This is a genomic window from Pseudomonas sp. GD03862, from assembly GCF_029840855.1.
Classification (GTDB): Bacteria; Pseudomonadota; Gammaproteobacteria; order Pseudomonadales; family Pseudomonadaceae; genus Aquipseudomonas; species Aquipseudomonas alloputida.
Genome location: NZ_JAOCDI010000073.1, coordinates 1 through 16,742 on the forward strand (window position 1 = coordinate 1; position 16,742 = coordinate 16,742).

General features: G+C 61.7%; 17 protein-coding genes. 10 read left to right on the plus strand and 7 right to left on the minus strand.

Going from position 1 to position 16,742, the window contains the following annotated elements; genetic code table 11:
• From N5D53_RS26465 to N5D53_RS26475, 3 genes are all read left to right on the plus strand, one after another.
• A partial coding sequence (locus N5D53_RS26465; RefSeq protein ID WP_279841066.1) for a glycine cleavage T C-terminal barrel domain-containing protein occupies positions 1-471 on the plus strand: 471 nt, incomplete at its 5' end.
• Positions 472-828: 357 nt separating this feature from the next.
• Positions 829-1,038, plus strand: a complete 210-nt coding sequence (locus tag N5D53_RS26470) for a cold-shock protein (protein ID WP_014589840.1) — start codon at positions 829-831, stop codon at positions 1,036-1,038.
• Between the two features lie 89 nt (positions 1,039-1,127).
• Complete coding sequence (locus tag N5D53_RS26475; RefSeq protein ID WP_003255094.1) at positions 1,128-1,616, plus strand: RDD family protein; 489 nt, start codon at positions 1,128-1,130, stop codon at positions 1,614-1,616.
• Positions 1,617-1,762: 146 nt separating this feature from the next.
• On the opposite strand, the gene lptG is transcribed toward N5D53_RS26475, so the two are convergent.
• Both lptG and lptF read right to left on the minus strand, forming a co-directional pair.
• Positions 1,763-2,824, minus strand: a complete 1,062-nt coding sequence (gene lptG, locus N5D53_RS26480) for an LPS export ABC transporter permease LptG (protein WP_010952171.1) — start codon at positions 2,822-2,824, stop codon at positions 1,763-1,765.
• Positions 2,817-3,932, minus strand: a complete 1,116-nt coding sequence (lptF, locus tag N5D53_RS26485; RefSeq protein WP_004575655.1) for an LPS export ABC transporter permease LptF — start codon at positions 3,930-3,932, stop codon at positions 2,817-2,819. The genes lptG and lptF overlap by 8 nt, the downstream gene beginning before the upstream one ends.
• Positions 3,933-4,233: 301 nt before the next feature.
• Between lptF and N5D53_RS26490 the strand changes: the two genes are divergently transcribed.
• The 5 genes from N5D53_RS26490 (at position 4,234) to rlmF (ending at position 10,639) form a co-directional block, all read left to right on the plus strand.
• Positions 4,234-5,727 carry a leucyl aminopeptidase gene (locus tag N5D53_RS26490; RefSeq protein WP_279841068.1) on the plus strand — a complete coding sequence of 498 codons (1,494 nt, stop codon included), beginning with the start codon at positions 4,234-4,236 and terminating at the stop codon, positions 5,725-5,727.
• A gap of 50 nt (positions 5,728-5,777) precedes the next feature.
• Complete coding sequence (locus N5D53_RS26495; RefSeq protein WP_010952168.1) at positions 5,778-6,206, plus strand: DNA polymerase III subunit chi; 429 nt, start codon at positions 5,778-5,780, stop codon at positions 6,204-6,206.
• Between the two features lie 5 nt (positions 6,207-6,211).
• Positions 6,212-6,577 carry a hypothetical protein gene (locus tag N5D53_RS26500; protein WP_003255102.1) on the plus strand — a complete coding sequence of 122 codons (366 nt, stop codon included), beginning with the start codon at positions 6,212-6,214 and terminating at the stop codon, positions 6,575-6,577.
• Positions 6,578-6,660: 83 nt separating this feature from the next.
• Positions 6,661-9,507, plus strand: coding sequence for a valine--tRNA ligase (locus N5D53_RS26505; RefSeq protein WP_003255103.1), 2,847 nt, complete (start codon positions 6,661-6,663; stop codon positions 9,505-9,507).
• A gap of 178 nt (positions 9,508-9,685) precedes the next feature.
• Entirely contained in the window at positions 9,686-10,639 is a 954-nt protein-coding gene (rlmF, locus tag N5D53_RS26510; RefSeq protein WP_010952165.1) for a 23S rRNA (adenine(1618)-N(6))-methyltransferase RlmF, read from the plus strand.
• 47 nt (positions 10,640-10,686) lie between these two features.
• Here the strand turns inward: rlmF and N5D53_RS26515 are convergent, their stop codons facing one another.
• Positions 10,687-10,968: an HU family DNA-binding protein gene (locus N5D53_RS26515; RefSeq protein ID WP_003255106.1), complete on the minus strand. Its 282-nt coding sequence runs from the start codon at positions 10,966-10,968 to the stop codon at positions 10,687-10,689.
• Positions 10,969-11,337: 369 nt separating this feature from the next.
• Between N5D53_RS26515 and yejK the strand changes: the two genes are divergently transcribed.
• A complete protein-coding gene (gene yejK / locus N5D53_RS26520) occupies positions 11,338-12,345 on the plus strand; it encodes a nucleoid-associated protein YejK (protein WP_010952163.1) in 1,008 nt (335 codons plus the stop codon).
• On the opposite strand, the gene N5D53_RS26525 is transcribed toward yejK, so the two are convergent.
• From N5D53_RS26525 to N5D53_RS26540, 4 genes are all read right to left on the minus strand, one after another.
• A complete protein-coding gene (locus tag N5D53_RS26525; RefSeq protein ID WP_049586473.1) occupies positions 12,293-12,634 on the minus strand; it encodes a GIY-YIG nuclease family protein in 342 nt (113 codons plus the stop codon). The two genes, yejK and N5D53_RS26525, sit on opposite strands and share 53 nt — an antisense overlap.
• Entirely contained in the window at positions 12,627-13,103 is a 477-nt protein-coding gene (locus N5D53_RS26530; RefSeq protein ID WP_010952161.1) for a nuclear transport factor 2 family protein, read from the minus strand. The genes N5D53_RS26525 and N5D53_RS26530 overlap by 8 nt, the downstream gene beginning before the upstream one ends.
• 109 nt (positions 13,104-13,212) lie before the next feature.
• Positions 13,213-14,493, minus strand: coding sequence for a CynX/NimT family MFS transporter (locus tag N5D53_RS26535; RefSeq protein WP_190869664.1), 1,281 nt, complete (start codon positions 14,491-14,493; stop codon positions 13,213-13,215).
• A 13-nt stretch (positions 14,494-14,506) separates the two neighbouring features.
• A complete protein-coding gene (locus N5D53_RS26540; RefSeq protein WP_010952159.1) occupies positions 14,507-15,157 on the minus strand; it encodes a FadR/GntR family transcriptional regulator in 651 nt (216 codons plus the stop codon).
• A gap of 139 nt (positions 15,158-15,296) precedes the next feature.
• Here N5D53_RS26540 and N5D53_RS26545 point away from each other — a divergent pair, with 139 nt between their 5' ends.
• Complete coding sequence (locus N5D53_RS26545) at positions 15,297-16,481, plus strand: alkaline phosphatase family protein (protein WP_190869665.1); 1,185 nt, start codon at positions 15,297-15,299, stop codon at positions 16,479-16,481.
• The last annotated feature ends 261 nt before the right edge of the window (positions 16,482-16,742 follow it).

Sequence of the window (16,742 nt, forward strand, 5' to 3'; positions counted from 1 at the left end):
GAAGTACAGCCGATCGGCTTGGGCGCACGCGACTCGCTGCGCCTGGAAGCTGGCCTGTGCCTGTATGGCCACGACATGAACAGCGAGACTACGCCGATCGAAGCCAGCCTGCTGTGGGCAATTTCCAAGGTGCGCCGTGCCGACGGTGCACGTGCTGCCGGCTTCCCGGGTGCCGAGGCGATCTTCGCCCACGTGCGCGATGGTGTTGCGCGCAAACGTGTCGGCCTGTTGCCGCAGGAGCGTACGCCTGTTCGTGAAGGTGCGGACATTGTCGACGCAAACGATAAACCGGTGGGTAAAGTGTGCAGCGGGGGCTTTGGCCCGACACTCGCTGCCCCTGTCGCCATGGGTTATATCGATAGTGAACATGCTGCACTCGACACCGCACTGTTTGCCGTGGTGCGTGGAAAGAAGGTGGCCTTGAAAGTCAGTAAAATGCCTTTCGTGACACCACGTTACTACCGTGGCTGAAACGGCTTTGTGAAGGTTTTGGGCAGCGTAGACATATTCGTTTTCGAACCTGCCCAATAACTTTTGAACATGGCGCCAGGCCAGGCGCCATGCCGTTTCCGACAAATCGGTCGGTTATCGGCAAGCCGCCAGTTTTCCATACGACCAAGGGCTTGTTTTTCGCTCGGGAGTTGGCGTAGAGTCACTGCACTGTGTTTGCATGGGTCGCAACAGTTCGTGACCTGGGCCAGTAGCCGAGATTTGCTACAACCCGTTCGACGTCTCTTACTTCCTGCAACCCAGCCCAGTAATCTTTCGCTTACAAAAAAGTGCGAAAGTAACTGTCATCAAAATTTAAGTTTCATAGGAAATAAGACAATGGCTGAGCGTCAGAAGGGTACCGTCAAGTGGTTCAATGACGAAAAAGGTTACGGCTTCATCACCCCAGAAAGCGGTCCGGATCTCTTCGTTCACTTCCGCGCTATCGAAGGCAACGGCTTCAAGAGCCTGAAAGAAGGCCAGCAAGTCACCTTCGAAGCAGTCCAAGGCCAGAAAGGCATGCAGGCTGACAAGGTTCAACCTGTCTGATCCAGCGCCAGACTTTGAAAAGCCCCTGCCAAGTGCAGGGGCTTTTTTTTGCCCGTAGAATAGTGGGCTCGTCTTTTGGAGCGTCCTGCATGTCCAAGCCTCTACTCACTCCCCAGGGGGATTTTCCACCGGTCGGCCTGGGCCGGCGCCTGGCAGCGATGTTCTATGACTTTTTACTGTGCACCGCACTGCTGATCGTGACCGCCGGCGCCTACAAGATGATTCAGATGTCGATCATCGGCGAAGCACGCATGCGCGAGCTGACCGAGGCCGGCGCACTGGATGGCGACCCATTGCTGTCTACGGTATTGCTGTTTGCCCTGTTCGGCTTCTTTGCCAAGTTCTGGACCCACGGCGGGCAGACGCTGGGTATGCAGGTATGGGGCGTTCGGGTGCAGAATGCCGATGGCTCGGCCATCAGCCTGTGGCAGGCGCTGTTGCGGTTCGTCGTGTCGATCGCCTCGTGGCTGTGCCTGGGGCTGGGTTTTTTCTGGGTGCTGATCGACAAGCGCAAGCGCGGTTGGCATGACATCTATTCGGAAAGCCAGCTGGTGCGGGTGCCGAAACAGAAGAAATAAGCCAGAGGATTGGAGTTGCCTTCGGGCCCTTTCCTGATGCCTGCGCGGTACCTGTAGGCGCGGGCTTACCCGCGAAGAGGCCGGGCCAGATCAACACCCACGAAAAAGCCGACCCTGCGGTCGGCTTTCTTGTGCAGCTCAGGCTATTACCCTGCCCGGCGCAACAACCACACACCGGCCAAGGCACAGATGCCCGCCGGTATCACCACCGCCAGCAGTGGCGGGAAGCCGAATACCTGGCTCGAAGGCCCAAGCAGATCCTGGCCAATGCGAAACACAAAGCCCACCAGTACACCCGTGAACACGCGCTGACCAAGGGTTACCGAACGCAGCGGGCCAAAGATGAACGAGATCGCCATCAGCACCAGGGCCGCCGTTACCATCGGCTGCAGCACCTTGGTCCAGAACGCCAGCCAGTAGCGGGAGTTGTTCAGGCCCTGATCAGACAAGTAGTGGATGTAATCCCACAACCCGGTAATCGAAAGCGACTCCGGCGCGAGGATCACGGTATTGAGCAGTTCTGGCGTGAGCGAAACATCCCAGCGCTCCTCCGGCGCATTGACCACCTCGGTGTGGTCGCCACGGAAGTAGGTGGTACGCACATCGGCGAGCAGCCAGTGGTCGTTCTGGTACTGCGCACGGCGGGCAAAGCTCGAGGTGACAATCTTGCGCTCGCTGTCGAAGCGGTAGCGGGTCACGCCCAGCAGCAGGCCATCGGGCTGTACGGCGTTGATGTGCACGTACTCCTCGCCCTGGCGGTGCCACATGCCACGTTTGGAGCTTTGTGCTTCACCACCACCCTGGGCCAGGGAACGGTCGGCCTGGGCCTTGTTCTCGGTCACCGGTGCCACATATTCGCCAATCAGCAGCCCCACCAGCATCAGCACCAGCATCGGCTTCATCACCGCCCAGACGATACGGCCAATGGACACGCCGGCCGCACGCATGATGGTCAGCTCGCTGCTGCTGGCCAGACTGCCCAGGCCGATCAGGCAACCGATCAGGGCGGCCATTGGCAGCATTTCATACAGCCGCCGAGGTGCGGTAAGCAGGACAAAGTTGCCCGCTTCCATCACCGTGTAGGTGTCACTCAGGTCGCCCATTTCATCGATGAAGGCGAAAAGCGAAGCCAGGCCGAGGATGATCCCCAGCACGGCCAGGATGGCCAGCAGCACGCTCTGGCCGATGTAGCGATCGAGCTTAGCCATGGGCCACCTCCGCACGGCGGGCGGCACGTTTGAGGCGCAGCGGCTCCCAGTACATCAGGCCAAGGCCGATCAGCAGGAACAGGCCGTGGACCCACCACATGCCCAGGGCGATCGGCAGTTTGCCCTTCTCGAGGGCGCCGCGTACGGAAATCAGCATTGTCAGGTAGGCCATGTACAGAAGAATTGCCGGCAGCAGCTTGAGGAAGCGGCCCTGGCGCGGGTTGACCCGCGACAGTGGCACCGCCAGCAGGGTGACGACGAACACCAGGATCGGCAGCGACAACCGCCATTGCAGCTCGGCGCGCTCACGCAGGCCCTCCTTGCCGATCAGTTCGGAGGTGGGAAGCGCTTCGCGCTCGGTCACTTCCTCGGCGACTTCCGGCTTGGGCAGCAGCACGCCGTAAGTGTCGTACTTGATGGCGCGGTAGTCGGCCTGGCCCGGGTTGCCGTCGTAGCGGTAACCGTTTTCCAGCACCAGGTAGCGGTTGCCGTCGGCCTGGATTTCCTGGTGGCCTTTCTCGGCAACCAGCACCGAGGGGGCGCGGTCCTTGGTCTTGTCCTGGTTGAAGCGCTTCTCGGAGATGAACACCCCGCCCAGGTTGATGCGGTCATCCGACAGTTGCTCGGTATAGGTTACCCGCGAGCCATCACGCAAGGTCTGGAAGCGGCCCGGCACCAAGGTGTCGAACTCGGTCAGGGCATCCTGCTGGCTGATGATCTGCTGCACCTGGGCAACGCCCAGGGGGGCCAGGCTCAGGCTCAGCCAGGCCACCAGCAGGGCAACCAGGGCAGCCGGCGCCATGGTCATGCCCAGCAGGCGCTGCTGGCTCATGCCAGTGGCCGACAGCACGGTCATCTCGCTTTCCAGGTACAGGCGCCCGTAAGCCAGGAGGATGCCGAGGAACAGCCCCAGAGGCAGAATCAGTTGCAGGAAGCCTGGCAAGCGGAAGCCCATAATCAGGAACAACACGCCCGGGTCGAGCACGCCCTGGGCAGCCTGGGCCAGGTACTTGATGAAGCGCCCGCTCATGATGATCACCAACAGCACAGCGCTGACGGCGCTCAAGGTGACCAGGACCTCGCGGGACAGATAACGAAAGACGATCAAACCAGACACTCCTGGGTTGTCAGGGCGGACTGCCATGCAATGGCGCCAAACAATGACTTAGTACATCCAAGACCAATGCCGGTTCGCCAAAGGCGAACCTCCATGTAAAGTGCGCGCATTATCCTGTGATTGACCGCCCCTGTCACTTGGCCGCGTACGAAGGCGCACATCGGGGTTGTCAGCACGCTTGCCACAGGCTCAAACTGGCAGCTTTTCCGCTGGTGCGCGACGACGCGGCCAGGCCCGTCCAGAGCGCTGGAACACACAGCGCCATACGTATCGATCATTCGGGGATCCTGACATGGAACTGGTTGTAAAAAGCGTAGCTGCTGCATCCGTAAAAACCGCCACACTGGTCCTTCCGGTAGGTGAAAACCGCAAGCTCGGCGCTGTTGCCCAGGCTGTCGACCAGGCTAGCGAAGGCGCCATCAGCGCCGTGCTCAAGCGCGGCGACCTGGCCGGCAAGCCGGGCCAGACCCTGCTGCTACAGAACCTTCCGGGCCTGAAGGCCGAGCGCGTGCTGCTGGTGGGCAGCGGCAAGGAAGAAGCCCTGGGCGACCGCGCCTGGCGCAAACTGGTGGCCAGTGTCGCTGGCGTGCTCAAGGGCCTGAACGGCGCTGACGCAGTACTGGCCCTGGACGATATCGCGGTCAGCAACCGCGACGCCCATTACGGCAAGTACCGCCTGCTGGCCGAAACCCTGCTGGACGGCGAATATGTGTTCGGCCGCTTCAAAAGCCAGAAAGCCGAGCCGCGCGCGCTGAAAAAGGTCACCTTGCTGGCCGACAAAGCCGGCCAGGCCGAAGTCGAGCGTGCGGTCAAGCATGCCAGCGCCATCGCCAGCGGCATGGCCTTCACCCGCGACCTCGGCAACCTGCCGCCCAACCTTTGCCACCCAAGCTACCTGGCCGAACAGGCGAAGGAGCTGGGCAAGGCGCACAAGGCCCTCAAGGTTGAAGTGCTGGACGAGAAAAAGATCAAGGACCTGGGCATGGGCGCGTTCTACGCCGTGGGCCAGGGCAGCGACCAGCCGCCACGCCTGATCGTGCTCAATTACCAGGGCGGTAAAAAGGCCGACAAGCCATTCGTGCTGGTGGGTAAAGGCATTACCTTCGACACCGGCGGCATCAGCCTCAAGCCAGGCGCCGGCATGGATGAAATGAAGTACGACATGTGCGGCGCCGCCAGCGTGTTCGGCACCCTGCGTGCAGTGCTCGAGCTGCAACTGCCGATCAACCTGGTGTGCCTGCTGGCCTGCGCCGAGAACATGCCAAGCGGCGGCGCCACCCGCCCAGGTGACATCGTCACCACCATGAGCGGCCAGACCGTGGAAATCCTCAACACCGACGCTGAAGGCCGCCTGGTGCTGTGCGACACCCTGACCTACGCCGAGCGCTTCAAGCCGCAGGCGGTCATCGACATCGCCACCCTGACCGGCGCCTGCATCGTCGCCCTGGGCAGCCACACCTCCGGCCTGATGGGCAATAACGACGACCTGGTCGGGCAGTTGCTCGATGCCGGCAAGCGCGCCGACGACCGTGCCTGGCAGTTGCCGCTGTTCGAGGAATACCAGGAGCAACTGGACAGCCCGTTCGCCGACATGGGCAACATCGGTGGGCCGAAGGCCGGTACGATCACCGCGGGTTGCTTCCTGTCGCGCTTCGCCAAAGCCTACAACTGGGCGCACATGGACATTGCCGGTACCGCCTGGGTCAGTGGCGGCAAGGACAAAGGCGCCACTGGCCGCCCGGTACCTCTGCTGACCCAGTACCTGCTGGACCGCGCTGGCGCCTGAAGCCGTGAAGCCGGTGGTGCCTTGCGCGCCACCGGCCGGCGATTCCCACCATGAGCAAAGTCGACTTCTACATTCTGCCCACCGACTCGCTGTCGGCGCGGCTCGATTTCGCCTGCAAGCTGTGCGAGAAGGCCTGGCGCCTCGGCCACCGGGTCTATCTGCACTGCCAGGATGCCGAACAGCGCAGTGAACTGGACCAACGCCTGTGGCGCTTCAAGGGCGAGGCCTTCGTGCCCCACGACCTCGCCGAGGTGCATGCCGATGCTGACGTGGTTCTGGGCCTGGCTGACAACGCCGGCGAGCACCACGGTCTGCTGATCAACCTCGGCGCCAGCGTGCCGGGTTTTGTCGGGCAGTTCGAGCGGGTGGCCGAAATCGTTGTTGAAGAGCCGGCTATCCGCCAATCAGCCCGTGAGCGATTCCGTTTCTACCGCGAACAGGGCTATGCTCTGCAAGACCACCGCTTACAGCGACTTTGACGACGATGGACAAGCCCTCCCCTTTGCCCGATTCCGCCCATCTGCTCGATGACCTCGAGTCGATCCGTCAGCTGCTTGGCGACGCCGACCTGCAACCGCCACTGCTCACCGAGACGGTAGAGCAGATTCCGTTGCTGCTGGACGAAGCCGCCAGCGACCCCGCGGCACCCGCCGAACCGGTAGCTGCCGAGCCCGAGGACGACCCGCAGACCCGCCGCCAGGACACCCTGCTGCACCTGGAAAGCGAGCTGCGCGCCGCAGCGCAGATGATCATGCAGGACGTGATCAACGACTTTACCCCGCATATCGAGAACGAAATCAAGCGCCGGCTGGATGCGCGGATCGAGCGGCTGATCAAGCGTTCCGAGTAGAACCGGCAACGGTGTCGCCTGCGGCCCCCAGCTTGGTTATACTTCCCGGCTTTCCCGAATAAATGCACAGGGTCCCGCCGCGCATGGATAAGACCTACCAGCCGCACGCAATCGAAACTTCCTGGTACAACACCTGGGAGTCCGAGAACTATTTCGCTCCACAAGGTGCAGGCGAGTCCTACACCATCATGATCCCGCCGCCGAACGTAACCGGCAGCCTGCACATGGGCCACGGGTTCAACAACGCGATCATGGACGCCCTGATCCGTTTCCGCCGCATGCAAGGCCGCGACACCCTGTGGCAGCCAGGCACCGATCACGCGGGTATCGCCACGCAGATGCTGGTCGAGCGCCAACTTGAAGCCAAAGGCCAGAACCGTCATGACCTGGGCCGCGAAAAGTTCCTGGAAAAAGTCTGGGAATGGAAGGATCAGTCCGGTGGCAACATCAGCCGCCAGATTCGCCGCCTGGGCTCGTCGGTTGACTGGAGCCGCGAGCGCTTCACCATGGACGACGGCCTCTCCGAAGCGGTAAAAGAAGCGTTCGTGCGCCTGCATGAAGACGGCCTTATCTACCGCGGCAAGCGCCTGGTCAACTGGGATACCAAGCTGCACACGGCCATCTCCGACCTCGAAGTGGAAAACCACGACGAGAAAGGCCACCTGTGGAACCTGCGCTACCCGCTGGCCGACGGCGCCAAGACCGCCGAAGGCCAGGACTACCTGGTAGTTGCCACCACGCGTCCGGAAACCCTGCTGGGTGACGCTGCCGTGGCCGTCAACCCGAACGACGAACGCTACCAGGCACTGATCGGCAAATTCGTCGAACTGCCATTGGTCGGCCGCCGCATCCCGATCATCGCCGATGACTACTGCGACCCCGAGTTCGGTACCGGTTGCGTGAAGATCACCCCGGCCCACGACTTCAACGACTACGAAGTCGGCAAGCGTCACAACCTGCCACTGCTGAACATCTTCGACAAGAACGCCTTCGTGCTGGCCAGCGCCCAGGCCTTCAATCTCGACGGCAGCGTTAACGAGCAGGTCGACACCCAACTGCCGGCCCAGTACGCCAACCTTGACCGCTTTGTCGCGCGCAAGCAGATCGTCGCCGACCTGGACGCCCAGGGCCTGCTGGTCAGCATCGACGACCACGCCCTGAAAGTGCCGAAAGGCGACCGCTCCGGCACGGTCATCGAGCCGTGGCTGACCGACCAGTGGTACGTTTCCACCAAGCCGCTGGCAGAGCCTGCCATCGCCGCCGTGGAAGATGGCCGCATCCAGTTCGTGCCCAAGCAATACGAGAACATGTACTTCTCCTGGATGCGCGATATCCAGGACTGGTGCATCAGCCGCCAACTGTGGTGGGGCCACCGCATTCCTGCGTGGTACGACGAGGCCGGCCAGGTCTACGTTGGCCGCAACGAGGAAGAAGTGCGCGCCAAGCACAAGCTGGGCGCCGACGTGGTCCTGCGTCAGGATGACGACGTACTCGACACCTGGTTCAGCTCGGGCCTGTGGACATTCTCCACCCTGGGCTGGCCGGAACAGACCGAATTCCTCAAGAAGTTCCATTCCACCGACGTGCTGGTGACTGGCTTCGACATCATCTTCTTCTGGGTTGCGCGCATGATCATGCTGACCATGCACCTGATCAAGAATGAAGATGGCACCCCGCAGGTACCGTTCAAGACCGTGTACGTGCACGGCCTGGTACGTGACGGCCAGGGCCAGAAGATGTCCAAGTCCAAGGGCAACGTGCTGGACCCGCTGGACATCGTCGACGGCATTACCCTCGACGCCCTGCTGGAAAAACGCACCAGCGGCATGATGCAGCCCAAGCTTGCCGAGAAGATCGCCAAGCAGACCAAGGCCGAGTTCCCCGAAGGTATTGCCAGCTACGGCACCGACGCCCTGCGCTTCACCTTCTGCTCGCTGGCCTCGACAGGCCGCGACATCAAGTTCGACATGGGCCGCGTCGAAGGCTACCGCAACTTCTGCAACAAGATCTGGAACGCTGCCCGCTACGTCCTGGACAAGGGCGAAGACTGCGGCCAGAACGGCGAAGCCTACGAGCTGTCGCTGGCCGACCGCTGGATCATCTCGCAGCTTCAGCGTACCGAAGCCGAAGTAACCCGCCAGCTGGAGCAGTTCCGCTTCGACCTGGCCAGCCAGGCGCTGTACGAGTTCATCTGGAACCAGTACTGCGACTGGTACCTGGAGCTGTCCAAACCGGTACTGTGGGACGAAAATGCCCCGGTAGAGCGCGCCCGCGGCACTCGCCGCACCCTGGTGCGCGTACTGGAAGTGGCACTGCGTCTTGCGCATCCGTTCATGCCGTTCATCACCGAAGAAATCTGGCAGCGCATCGCGCCGCTGGCCGGCATCGACGGCAAGACCATCATGCTGCAGCCATGGCCAGTGGCCAACGAAGCACGCATTGACGCCGCTGCCGAAGGCGACATCGAGTGGCTGAAAGAGTTGATGGTCGGCCTGCGCAATATCCGCGCCGAAATGAACATCGGCCCCGGCAAGCCGCTGCCGCTGTTCCTGAAGAACGCCAACGCCGACGACCAGCGCCGCCTGCAGGAAAACGAAGCGCTGCTGAAGAAGCTGGCCAAGGTCGAGTCGTTCACCGTACTGGGTGATGCCGACGAAGCGCCGCTGTCCGCTACCGCCCTGGTAGGTGACCTGCAAGTGCTGGTGCCAATGGCCGGGCTGATCGACAAGGATGCCGAGCTGGCGCGCCTGAACAAGGAAATCCAGCGTCTGCAAGGTGAAGTGCAACGTGTTGGCGGCAAGCTGTCCAACGCAGCCTTCGTCGACAAGGCCCCGCCTGCGGTGATCGAGAAGGAACGCGCCAAGCTGGCCGAGTCCGAACAGGCCCTGGCCAACTTCACCGAGCAGCATGCGCGGATTGCAGCGCTGTAATCACTAGAGAGACCGTTGGGGCCGCTGCACGGCCCTTTCGCGACACAAGGCCGCTCCCACAGGACGGCGCCAACCTTCAAGGCGCCACCCTCCTGTGGGAGCGGCCTTGTGTCGCAAAAGGGCTGCGTAGCAGCTCCAGGGTCTTCAAGCCACCGCTCGTATAGGGCTGGACACTGCCATGACCCCGAACAAACCCACCCTGCACCCGCGCAACCGCCACCAGGGTCGCTACGACTTCCCCAGCCTGATCAAGGCCCACCCTGATCTGGCCCGTTTCACCATCACCAACCCCCACGGCAAGCCCAGCATCGACTTTGCCAACCCCGAAGCCGTCCGCGTGTTCAACCGTGCACTGCTCAAGGCCCAGTACGGCATCCAGCACTGGGACATCCCAGCCGATTACCTGTGCCCGCCCATTCCTGGCCGTGCCGACTACATCCACGTAGCCGCCGATCTGTTGGCCGATGACAATGCCGGCGACGTCCCAAGGGGTGCCCAAGTGCGCGCGCTGGACATCGGCGTGGGGGCCAACTGCATCTATCCACTGCTGGGCTACAGTGACTACCGCTGGCGCTTCCTCGGTTCGGACATCGACCCGGTGGCGCTGGCCTCGGCCAAGGCTATCGTCCAGGCCAATGGCCTGGGCAAAGCCATTACCCTGCGCCAGCAGGCCAACCGAGCGCACATCCTCAGCGGCCTGCTGCAGGAGGGCGAACGCTTCGACCTGACCCTGTGCAACCCGCCCTTCCATGCCTCACGCGACGAAGCCACCCGCGGCAGCCAGCGCAAATGGAAGAACCTCGGCAAACAGGACCCCAAACGCAAGCTGCCCGTGCTGAACTTCGGTGGCCAGAACAATGAACTGTGGTGCGAGGGTGGCGAAATCCGCTTTGTCACCCAGCTGATCGGCGAAAGCGTGCAGTACGCCGAACGGGTACTTTGGTTCACCAGCCTGGTGTCCAAGGCCAGCAACCTGCCGGGCATCGAAGCCGCGTTGAAGAAGTCCGGCGCCAAGGCCGTACGCATCATTGAGATGGGCCAGGGGCAGAAACAGAGCCGCATGGTCGCCTGGAGCTTCCTTGACGACGCCGCACGCCAAGCCTGGCACGCCCAGCGTAAATCACAGGCATGAAAAAACCGCGCCCGGGCAAGCCGGGCGCGGTTTCGTCAAAGCAACAATTACTTGTTGATGGCGTCGGTCAGCACTTTGGCTGGAACGAACTTGACGACTTTCTTGGCAGCGATTTCGATGGCAGCGCCAGTCGAAGGGTTGCGGCCGGTACGGGCAGGACGCTCGGAGACTTTCAGCTTGCCGATGCCTGGCAGAGTGATTTCAGCGCCGTTTTCCAGTTGGTCAGCAACGATCTGGCCCAGTTGCTCCAGAGCGTTCTTGGCGGTGGCTTTTGGCGCGGCGATCGATTCGGCGATGTCGGCAATCAGTTGGTCTTTGGTCAATGCCATGGTGGTGTTCCTTCCCTATCAAATTCGATGGTTAAGCAGCGGACTACGACGTTATCGGGCCAGCCCCTTGAAATGGAGGGCCGCGCCAATTGCGTATGTAGATACGAAAATCGGCGTTTGGTTCGACACGACGAAAGCTTGCTGCCAGCAATGCGCACACGAGGGGCGCAAGACCGCGCAAAACTACCACATGAATGGATAAATATCCGCTTCGCACTTTGATTAAATGCAGGTTTTTCGGGGGTTTCAGCTGAAAACACACAAAATTGAACAAAAAACGAACAACCGACATATCTGCCAACATACGGCCACTGCATCACCTCAGGTCTAGGTTAAACTTGGCAACTTTTGCAGCTCGCCGAGAATTCCATGCCAATCCGTCATTGCATCGTTCACCTGATCGACAAAAAGCCCGATGGCAGCCCCGCCGTACTGCATGCTCGCGACTCCGAACTGGCTGCCTCCGATGCCATCGAAAACCTCCTGGCCGACCTCAATGACAGCTACAACGCCAAGCAAGGCAAGGCCTGGGGCTTTTTCCACGGCGAATCGGGCGCCTACCCGCTGAGCGGCTGGCTGAAGCAGTACCTGGATGAAGAAAAAGACTTCACCGCCTTCAGCCGCGTGGCTGTCGAGCATCTGCAGAAGCTGATGGAAGAGTCCAACCTGTCCACCGGCGGCCACATCCTGTTTGCCCACTATCAGCAAGGCATGACCGAGTACCTGGCGATCGCCCTGCTGCACCATAGCGAAGGCGTGGCGGTGAATGCCCAGCTCGACGTGACCCCTTCCCGTCACCTCGACCTTGGCCAACTGCACCTGGCAGCACGCATCAACCTGTCGGAGTGGAAGAACAACCAGAACTCCAGGCAGTATATTTCGTTCATCAAGGGCAAGAACGGCAAGAAGGTGTCGGATTACTTCCGCGACTTCATCGGCTGCCAGGAAGGCGTCGACGGCCCGGGCGAAACCCGCACCCTGCTCAAGGCCTTCAGCGATTTCGTCGAAAGCGAAGACCTGCCGGAAGAATCCGCCCGCGAAAAGACCCAGACCCTGGTCGAGTACGCCACCACCCAGACCAAGCTGGGCGAGCCGGTGACGCTCGAAGAGCTGTCCAGCCTGATCGACGAGGACCGCCCCAAAGCGTTCTACGACCACATCCGCAACAAGGACTACGGCCTGTCGCCGGAAATTCCTGCTGACAAACGCACCCTCAACCAGTTCCGCCGTTTCACCGGGCGTGCCGAGGGGCTGTCGATCAGCTTCGAGGCACATTTGCTGGGGGACAAGGTGGAGTATGACGAAGCGGCGGGGACCTTGATCATCAAGGGGCTGCCGACAACCTTGGTGGATCAGCTGAAGCGCCGCAAGGACTGATTTCCCCCAAGCCGCCAAAGGAGGCCACCAGTGCCTCCTTCGCCGACTTGCGCAGCCGTTTCACCAACCGCTCCTGGCGCAGCGCCGCGCTCTTGTCCGGCCACTGCTCCACATACACCAGCGCCTGGGCCGGGCTGGTCTTGAAATAGCGGGCGCCCTGCCCTTTCTGATGCGCGGCGAACCGACGCTGCGGGTCATCGCTGATGCCGCAATACAACGAGCCATTGGCAGCCCTTACCAGATAGACAAACCAGGGCTTACCCATTGCAGGTTCGACGACTTCACTCACCCTGGGCCTGCTGGAATGCGCGCAACCCCTTGAATGCCTGCAGGCGGACCTTGTTCTGCATCAGCGGCGACCACCCCAGCAGCATTCCAGGAACACCCAACGCTTGCCGCGACCAGCGCCACAGGTCAAAGGTGTCGTCATGCTGGCAAATCAGCCCATCACGAATGACAAAGCGTGCCTGGATATCGTTGACCACAACACGGCCGGTCTGGCTGAACAGGTAGGTAGCCACCCAGTGCGCGCTGCCACTGTGCTCATCTGCGCGTATGCTGTCGAATGTCAGGGTGAAGTTCTTGGCGCGGGTGGTGAGCATCCGCCACATATCGCCTGCGTCCTTGCCGCGCAGGGTGCCGAACACCGGGTCGCTGAAAACGATATCGTCGCTGTAGCAGGCCAGCATGGCGTCGGCATCCAGGCGCTGGAAAGCCTGGTAGAAACGGGTGATCAGGGCGCGGTTGGCATCGCTCATTGGGGGCTGGTCCGTCCTAGGTTCGAAAACTGCACGATAATCTGCCCCGGTGGCTTATGCCAGTCCCGCCCTCTTGGCAGGCACGAGGACGGGACTGCTAAAACAGGCCTCAGACTTTTTCGCAGGTCACCTGCACATGCAACGCCCGCCCGGCACCCAGCCCGAACACCACGGCGCCAACGCCCAGCACCGCAAAAATCCAACCCAGTGCCGTCCAGCCGCCGGTCAGGTCATGCACCAGCCCCACCGCAAAAGGCCCCATCGAGGCCAGGGTATAACCCACCCCTTGGGCCATGCTCGACAAGTTCGCCGCCACGTGGGCGTCCTTCGAGCGCAGCACGATCAAGGTCAGCGCCAGGGCAAAGGTACCGCCCTGCCCCAGGCCCAGCACAATGGCCCACCCCCACAGTCCGGAAAGTGGCGCATACAGGCAACCGAACAGCCCCGCCAGCGTGCCCGACATGACCACCACGATTGCCAGCCGCTGGTCCTTGCCGCGGGTGGCCACCCAGGGGGCGCTGAGCGAACTGATCAACTGCACGATTACCGACCCTGACAGCACCAACCCTGCCTCGGTCGGGGTGAGGCCGCGGCCGATCAGGATCGATGGCAACCAACCGAACACGATGTAAGCCAGTGATGACTGCAGGCCCATATACAGGGTCACCTGCCAGGCCAGTGGGTCACGCCACAAGCCTCGCACGCGATAGGCCACCTTGTGCAGGCCATGCCCCTGACGGGCCTGTGGCAGCCACACCAGTATGGCCAGCAAAGCCGGCAGCACCCAGAAGCCCAACCCCAGTGCCCAGCTGCCGTCGAAATGCTGGGCCAAAGGTACGGTGGCACCTGCGGCCATGGCCGCGCCCAGGCATAACGCCATGGTGTATACACCGGTCAGCGTGCCAGCGTGCTGTGGAAAGTCGCGCTTGACGATACCGGGTAACAATACGCCGATAATGCCGATGCTGGCCCCCGCCATCAGGCTGCCGAGGAACACCCCGATTGCCCCAAAGGTACTTCGTACCACAAGGCCAAGTGCCAGAGTGAGGAGGATGCCAAGAATCACTCGCTCGCTGCCAAAGCGCCGCGCCAGCAACGGCGCCAAGGGAGCAAACAGGCCAAGGCAGAGCACCGGCAAGGTGGTCAGCAAGCCAGCCTGTGAAGCATTCAGCCCCAAGCCTTCAGATACTTGGCCCAGCACCGGCGCCATGCTCGACAATGCCGGGCGCAGGTTCAAAGCCACCAGCACCAGGCCCAGCAGCAACAGCCAGGGCCGCCGCAACACCACAGCCTGCTGCTGGACCTGTTCGTCGTCAGCTTCAGCGTCGATCAGCAGCTCATCGAGATCCCGCTCGTTCGACGGGGAATTACGGGTGATGGATTCAGCCATGGCCTTCTCGGTCTCAGGATTCAATGAGGATACGGGTCAGGCGCTTGGCCCGTTCAGCGTCACGTTGCTCGATGGCGTCGAGGATCTGTCCATGCAAGTCGAACGTGGCCTGGCAGCGCGGAACGGTGGCCATATTGTGTTGCAGCGCGGCAGCCACGACCCCGGAAAAGTAACGGTAAAGCTCGCTTAATGCCGGGTTGTGGGCGGCATCGACCAGCCGCTGGTGGAACACCAGGTCGCAGGCCACATAGGCATCGACATCGCCGTGAAAATGCCCGGCACTGCCTTCCAGGGCATCCCGTAGCGCTTGCAGGTCGGCATCGGTACGGCGCAAGGCCGCCAGCCCGACGGCCTCCGCCTCGAGAATATGGCGGGTTTCACGGGCCTGCTCGGGCGTACACCGGGACATCGCGTGCACCGCCTGCAGCGGGTCCTGGGCAGTGCGCAGGTAGCTGCCGTCGCCCTGGCGAATTTCCACCAGGCCACTGAACGCCAGCACGCGCATGGCCTCACGCACGGTGTTGCGGCTGATGCCCAGCTGCAAGGCAAGCTCTGGCTCGGTAGGCAGGCGCTGACCGACCTGCCAATCGCCCAGCACGATGCATTCGCGCATGCGCTCTACCGCCAACTCCACCAGGGAGCGCTTGGTCAGCTCTGTATTCATGCCACTCAACCAATCATCCGACGAATTGATGCAGCTTACTGGATTGCAGGCAAAGAGGTAAACCACCTGGTATTTCTGCCAGTTGTGGGCATGCCACTTTGTTGCAACGCTCGTTGCGTGCTTTCAAGGATGCGACCCCATGCGACTGGCAAGTTTGCTGTTATTGCTGTTCCTGGCCCTGCAGCCGGGCTGTGACCCGGCCCGGCACCCGAGCCGCCCTAAAACCTTGCTCATCGGCCTTGACGGCGTGCAATTGCAGCAGTACCTGCAATTGGGCGATGCGACCAACCTGAAACAGCGGCTGCACTACGGCAAGGCTTACGCCGGGGGGATCAATGGTAAAGCCAGCGAGCAACCCACCTTGAGTGGCCCAGGCTGGATCACTTTGCTGACCGGCGTGTGGAGCGACAAGCATGGCGTTGAATCGGACGACGACTCGCAACGGGTAAACCCGGCGTTTCCTAGCCTGTTCAAGCGGCTACGCCTGGCCTACCCCAATGCCTACCTCTCCAGCATCGTCAACTGGTCGCCCATCAACACGGCATTTCTGCTGGAGGACGCCCATGGCGCCGATGTACGCGAAAGTGGTTTGCCAGATGAACAAGTGATTGAACGAACGTTGCAGATCCTCGGCGACACACCCGCTGATTTCACGTTCATTCAACTGGACGAACCTGACCAGATTGGCCATCACAGGGGTTATGGTGAGCGCTATGCGCAGGCGTTGCGCAAGGCCGACAGCGAGATCGGGCGGCTGTTGGACAAGGTAGACCAGCGGCGTCGCATGTTCCCACAGGAAGACTGGCTGGTACTCGTCAGTACCAACCATGGCCGGGACTATTGGGGCAAAGGCCATGGCGGCGCTTCGGAGCAGGAAAAGAGCATCTTCATCGCCAGCAACAAACCGTTGAATCAGGAACTGACCGAGCTGAGCATTCCTGTGGAAATGCCTGGGCCCGGCGGTCTGTACGGGCTTCCCGCGCAGACCTCGGTAGCGCCCACGGTGCTGCGCCACATGGGCCTCAAGCTGCAGCCGGAATGGCTATTGGACGGCACGCCTTTACTGGGTGATACCGGCGTGCGCAAGGCGCGGGCCGATGAAAACAAAGGACGGCTACGCTGGAACAGTAACGCCAAGGGTTATCTGACCATTATCAAGAACGGCCATGTGGTTGCCCAGGTTGCGGCCAGAGACGAGCAATGGACCGATCCGGAGGGGATGGACAAGCAGAACGATTATGCACTGGTACTGGATGGTACACCGGCGGCAGTGCGCAACAGGCCTGCAGCCAAGCCATTTGTAATCGAAGACCGCCGCTATTAATCCCTTGGGAAGCAACAGCTCTGTCGTTCCTCAAGGGCTTGCGCGCCCCCCGTAGGAGCGGGTTCACCCGCGAAAGGGCCGGCCCTGCTGGCCAATTTCACCAGCCGTTCACCGTTGCCGCCGCTACCGTATTCGCGGGTAAACCCGCTCCTACGATGGACGCGCACAGGCTGTTGTAGGAGCGGGTTCACCCGCGAATGGGCCGGGCCTGCTGGCCAATTACCACCAGCCGTTCACCGTTGCCGCCGCTACCGTATTCGC

Excerpts from the sequence above, each read along its gene's own strand:
- N5D53_RS26495 (WP_010952168.1), top strand. The coding sequence starts at position 5,778 with ATGAGCAAAGTCGACTTCTACATTCTGCCCACCGACTCGCTGTCGGCG.
- yejK (WP_010952163.1), top strand. The coding sequence starts at position 11,338 with ATGCCAATCCGTCATTGCATCGTTCACCTGATCGACAAAAAGCCCGAT.
- N5D53_RS26470 (WP_014589840.1), top strand. The coding sequence starts at position 829 with ATGGCTGAGCGTCAGAAGGGTACCGTCAAGTGGTTCAATGACGAAAAA.
- N5D53_RS26535 (WP_190869664.1), bottom strand. The coding sequence starts at position 14,493 with ATGGCTGAATCCATCACCCGTAATTCCCCGTCGAACGAGCGGGATCTC.
- N5D53_RS26490 (WP_279841068.1), top strand. The coding sequence starts at position 4,234 with ATGGAACTGGTTGTAAAAAGCGTAGCTGCTGCATCCGTAAAAACCGCC.
- N5D53_RS26500 (WP_003255102.1), top strand. The coding sequence starts at position 6,212 with ATGGACAAGCCCTCCCCTTTGCCCGATTCCGCCCATCTGCTCGATGAC.
- N5D53_RS26545 (WP_190869665.1), top strand. The coding sequence starts at position 15,297 with ATGCGACTGGCAAGTTTGCTGTTATTGCTGTTCCTGGCCCTGCAGCCG.
- N5D53_RS26530 (WP_010952161.1), bottom strand. The coding sequence starts at position 13,103 with ATGAGCGATGCCAACCGCGCCCTGATCACCCGTTTCTACCAGGCTTTC.
- N5D53_RS26505 (WP_003255103.1), top strand. The coding sequence starts at position 6,661 with ATGGATAAGACCTACCAGCCGCACGCAATCGAAACTTCCTGGTACAAC.
- N5D53_RS26515 (WP_003255106.1), bottom strand. The coding sequence starts at position 10,968 with ATGGCATTGACCAAAGACCAACTGATTGCCGACATCGCCGAATCGATC.
- N5D53_RS26540 (WP_010952159.1), bottom strand. The coding sequence starts at position 15,157 with ATGAATACAGAGCTGACCAAGCGCTCCCTGGTGGAGTTGGCGGTAGAG.
- N5D53_RS26475 (WP_003255094.1), top strand. The coding sequence starts at position 1,128 with ATGTCCAAGCCTCTACTCACTCCCCAGGGGGATTTTCCACCGGTCGGC.
- lptG (WP_010952171.1), bottom strand. The coding sequence starts at position 2,824 with ATGGCTAAGCTCGATCGCTACATCGGCCAGAGCGTGCTGCTGGCCATC.
- rlmF (WP_010952165.1), top strand. The coding sequence starts at position 9,686 with ATGACCCCGAACAAACCCACCCTGCACCCGCGCAACCGCCACCAGGGT.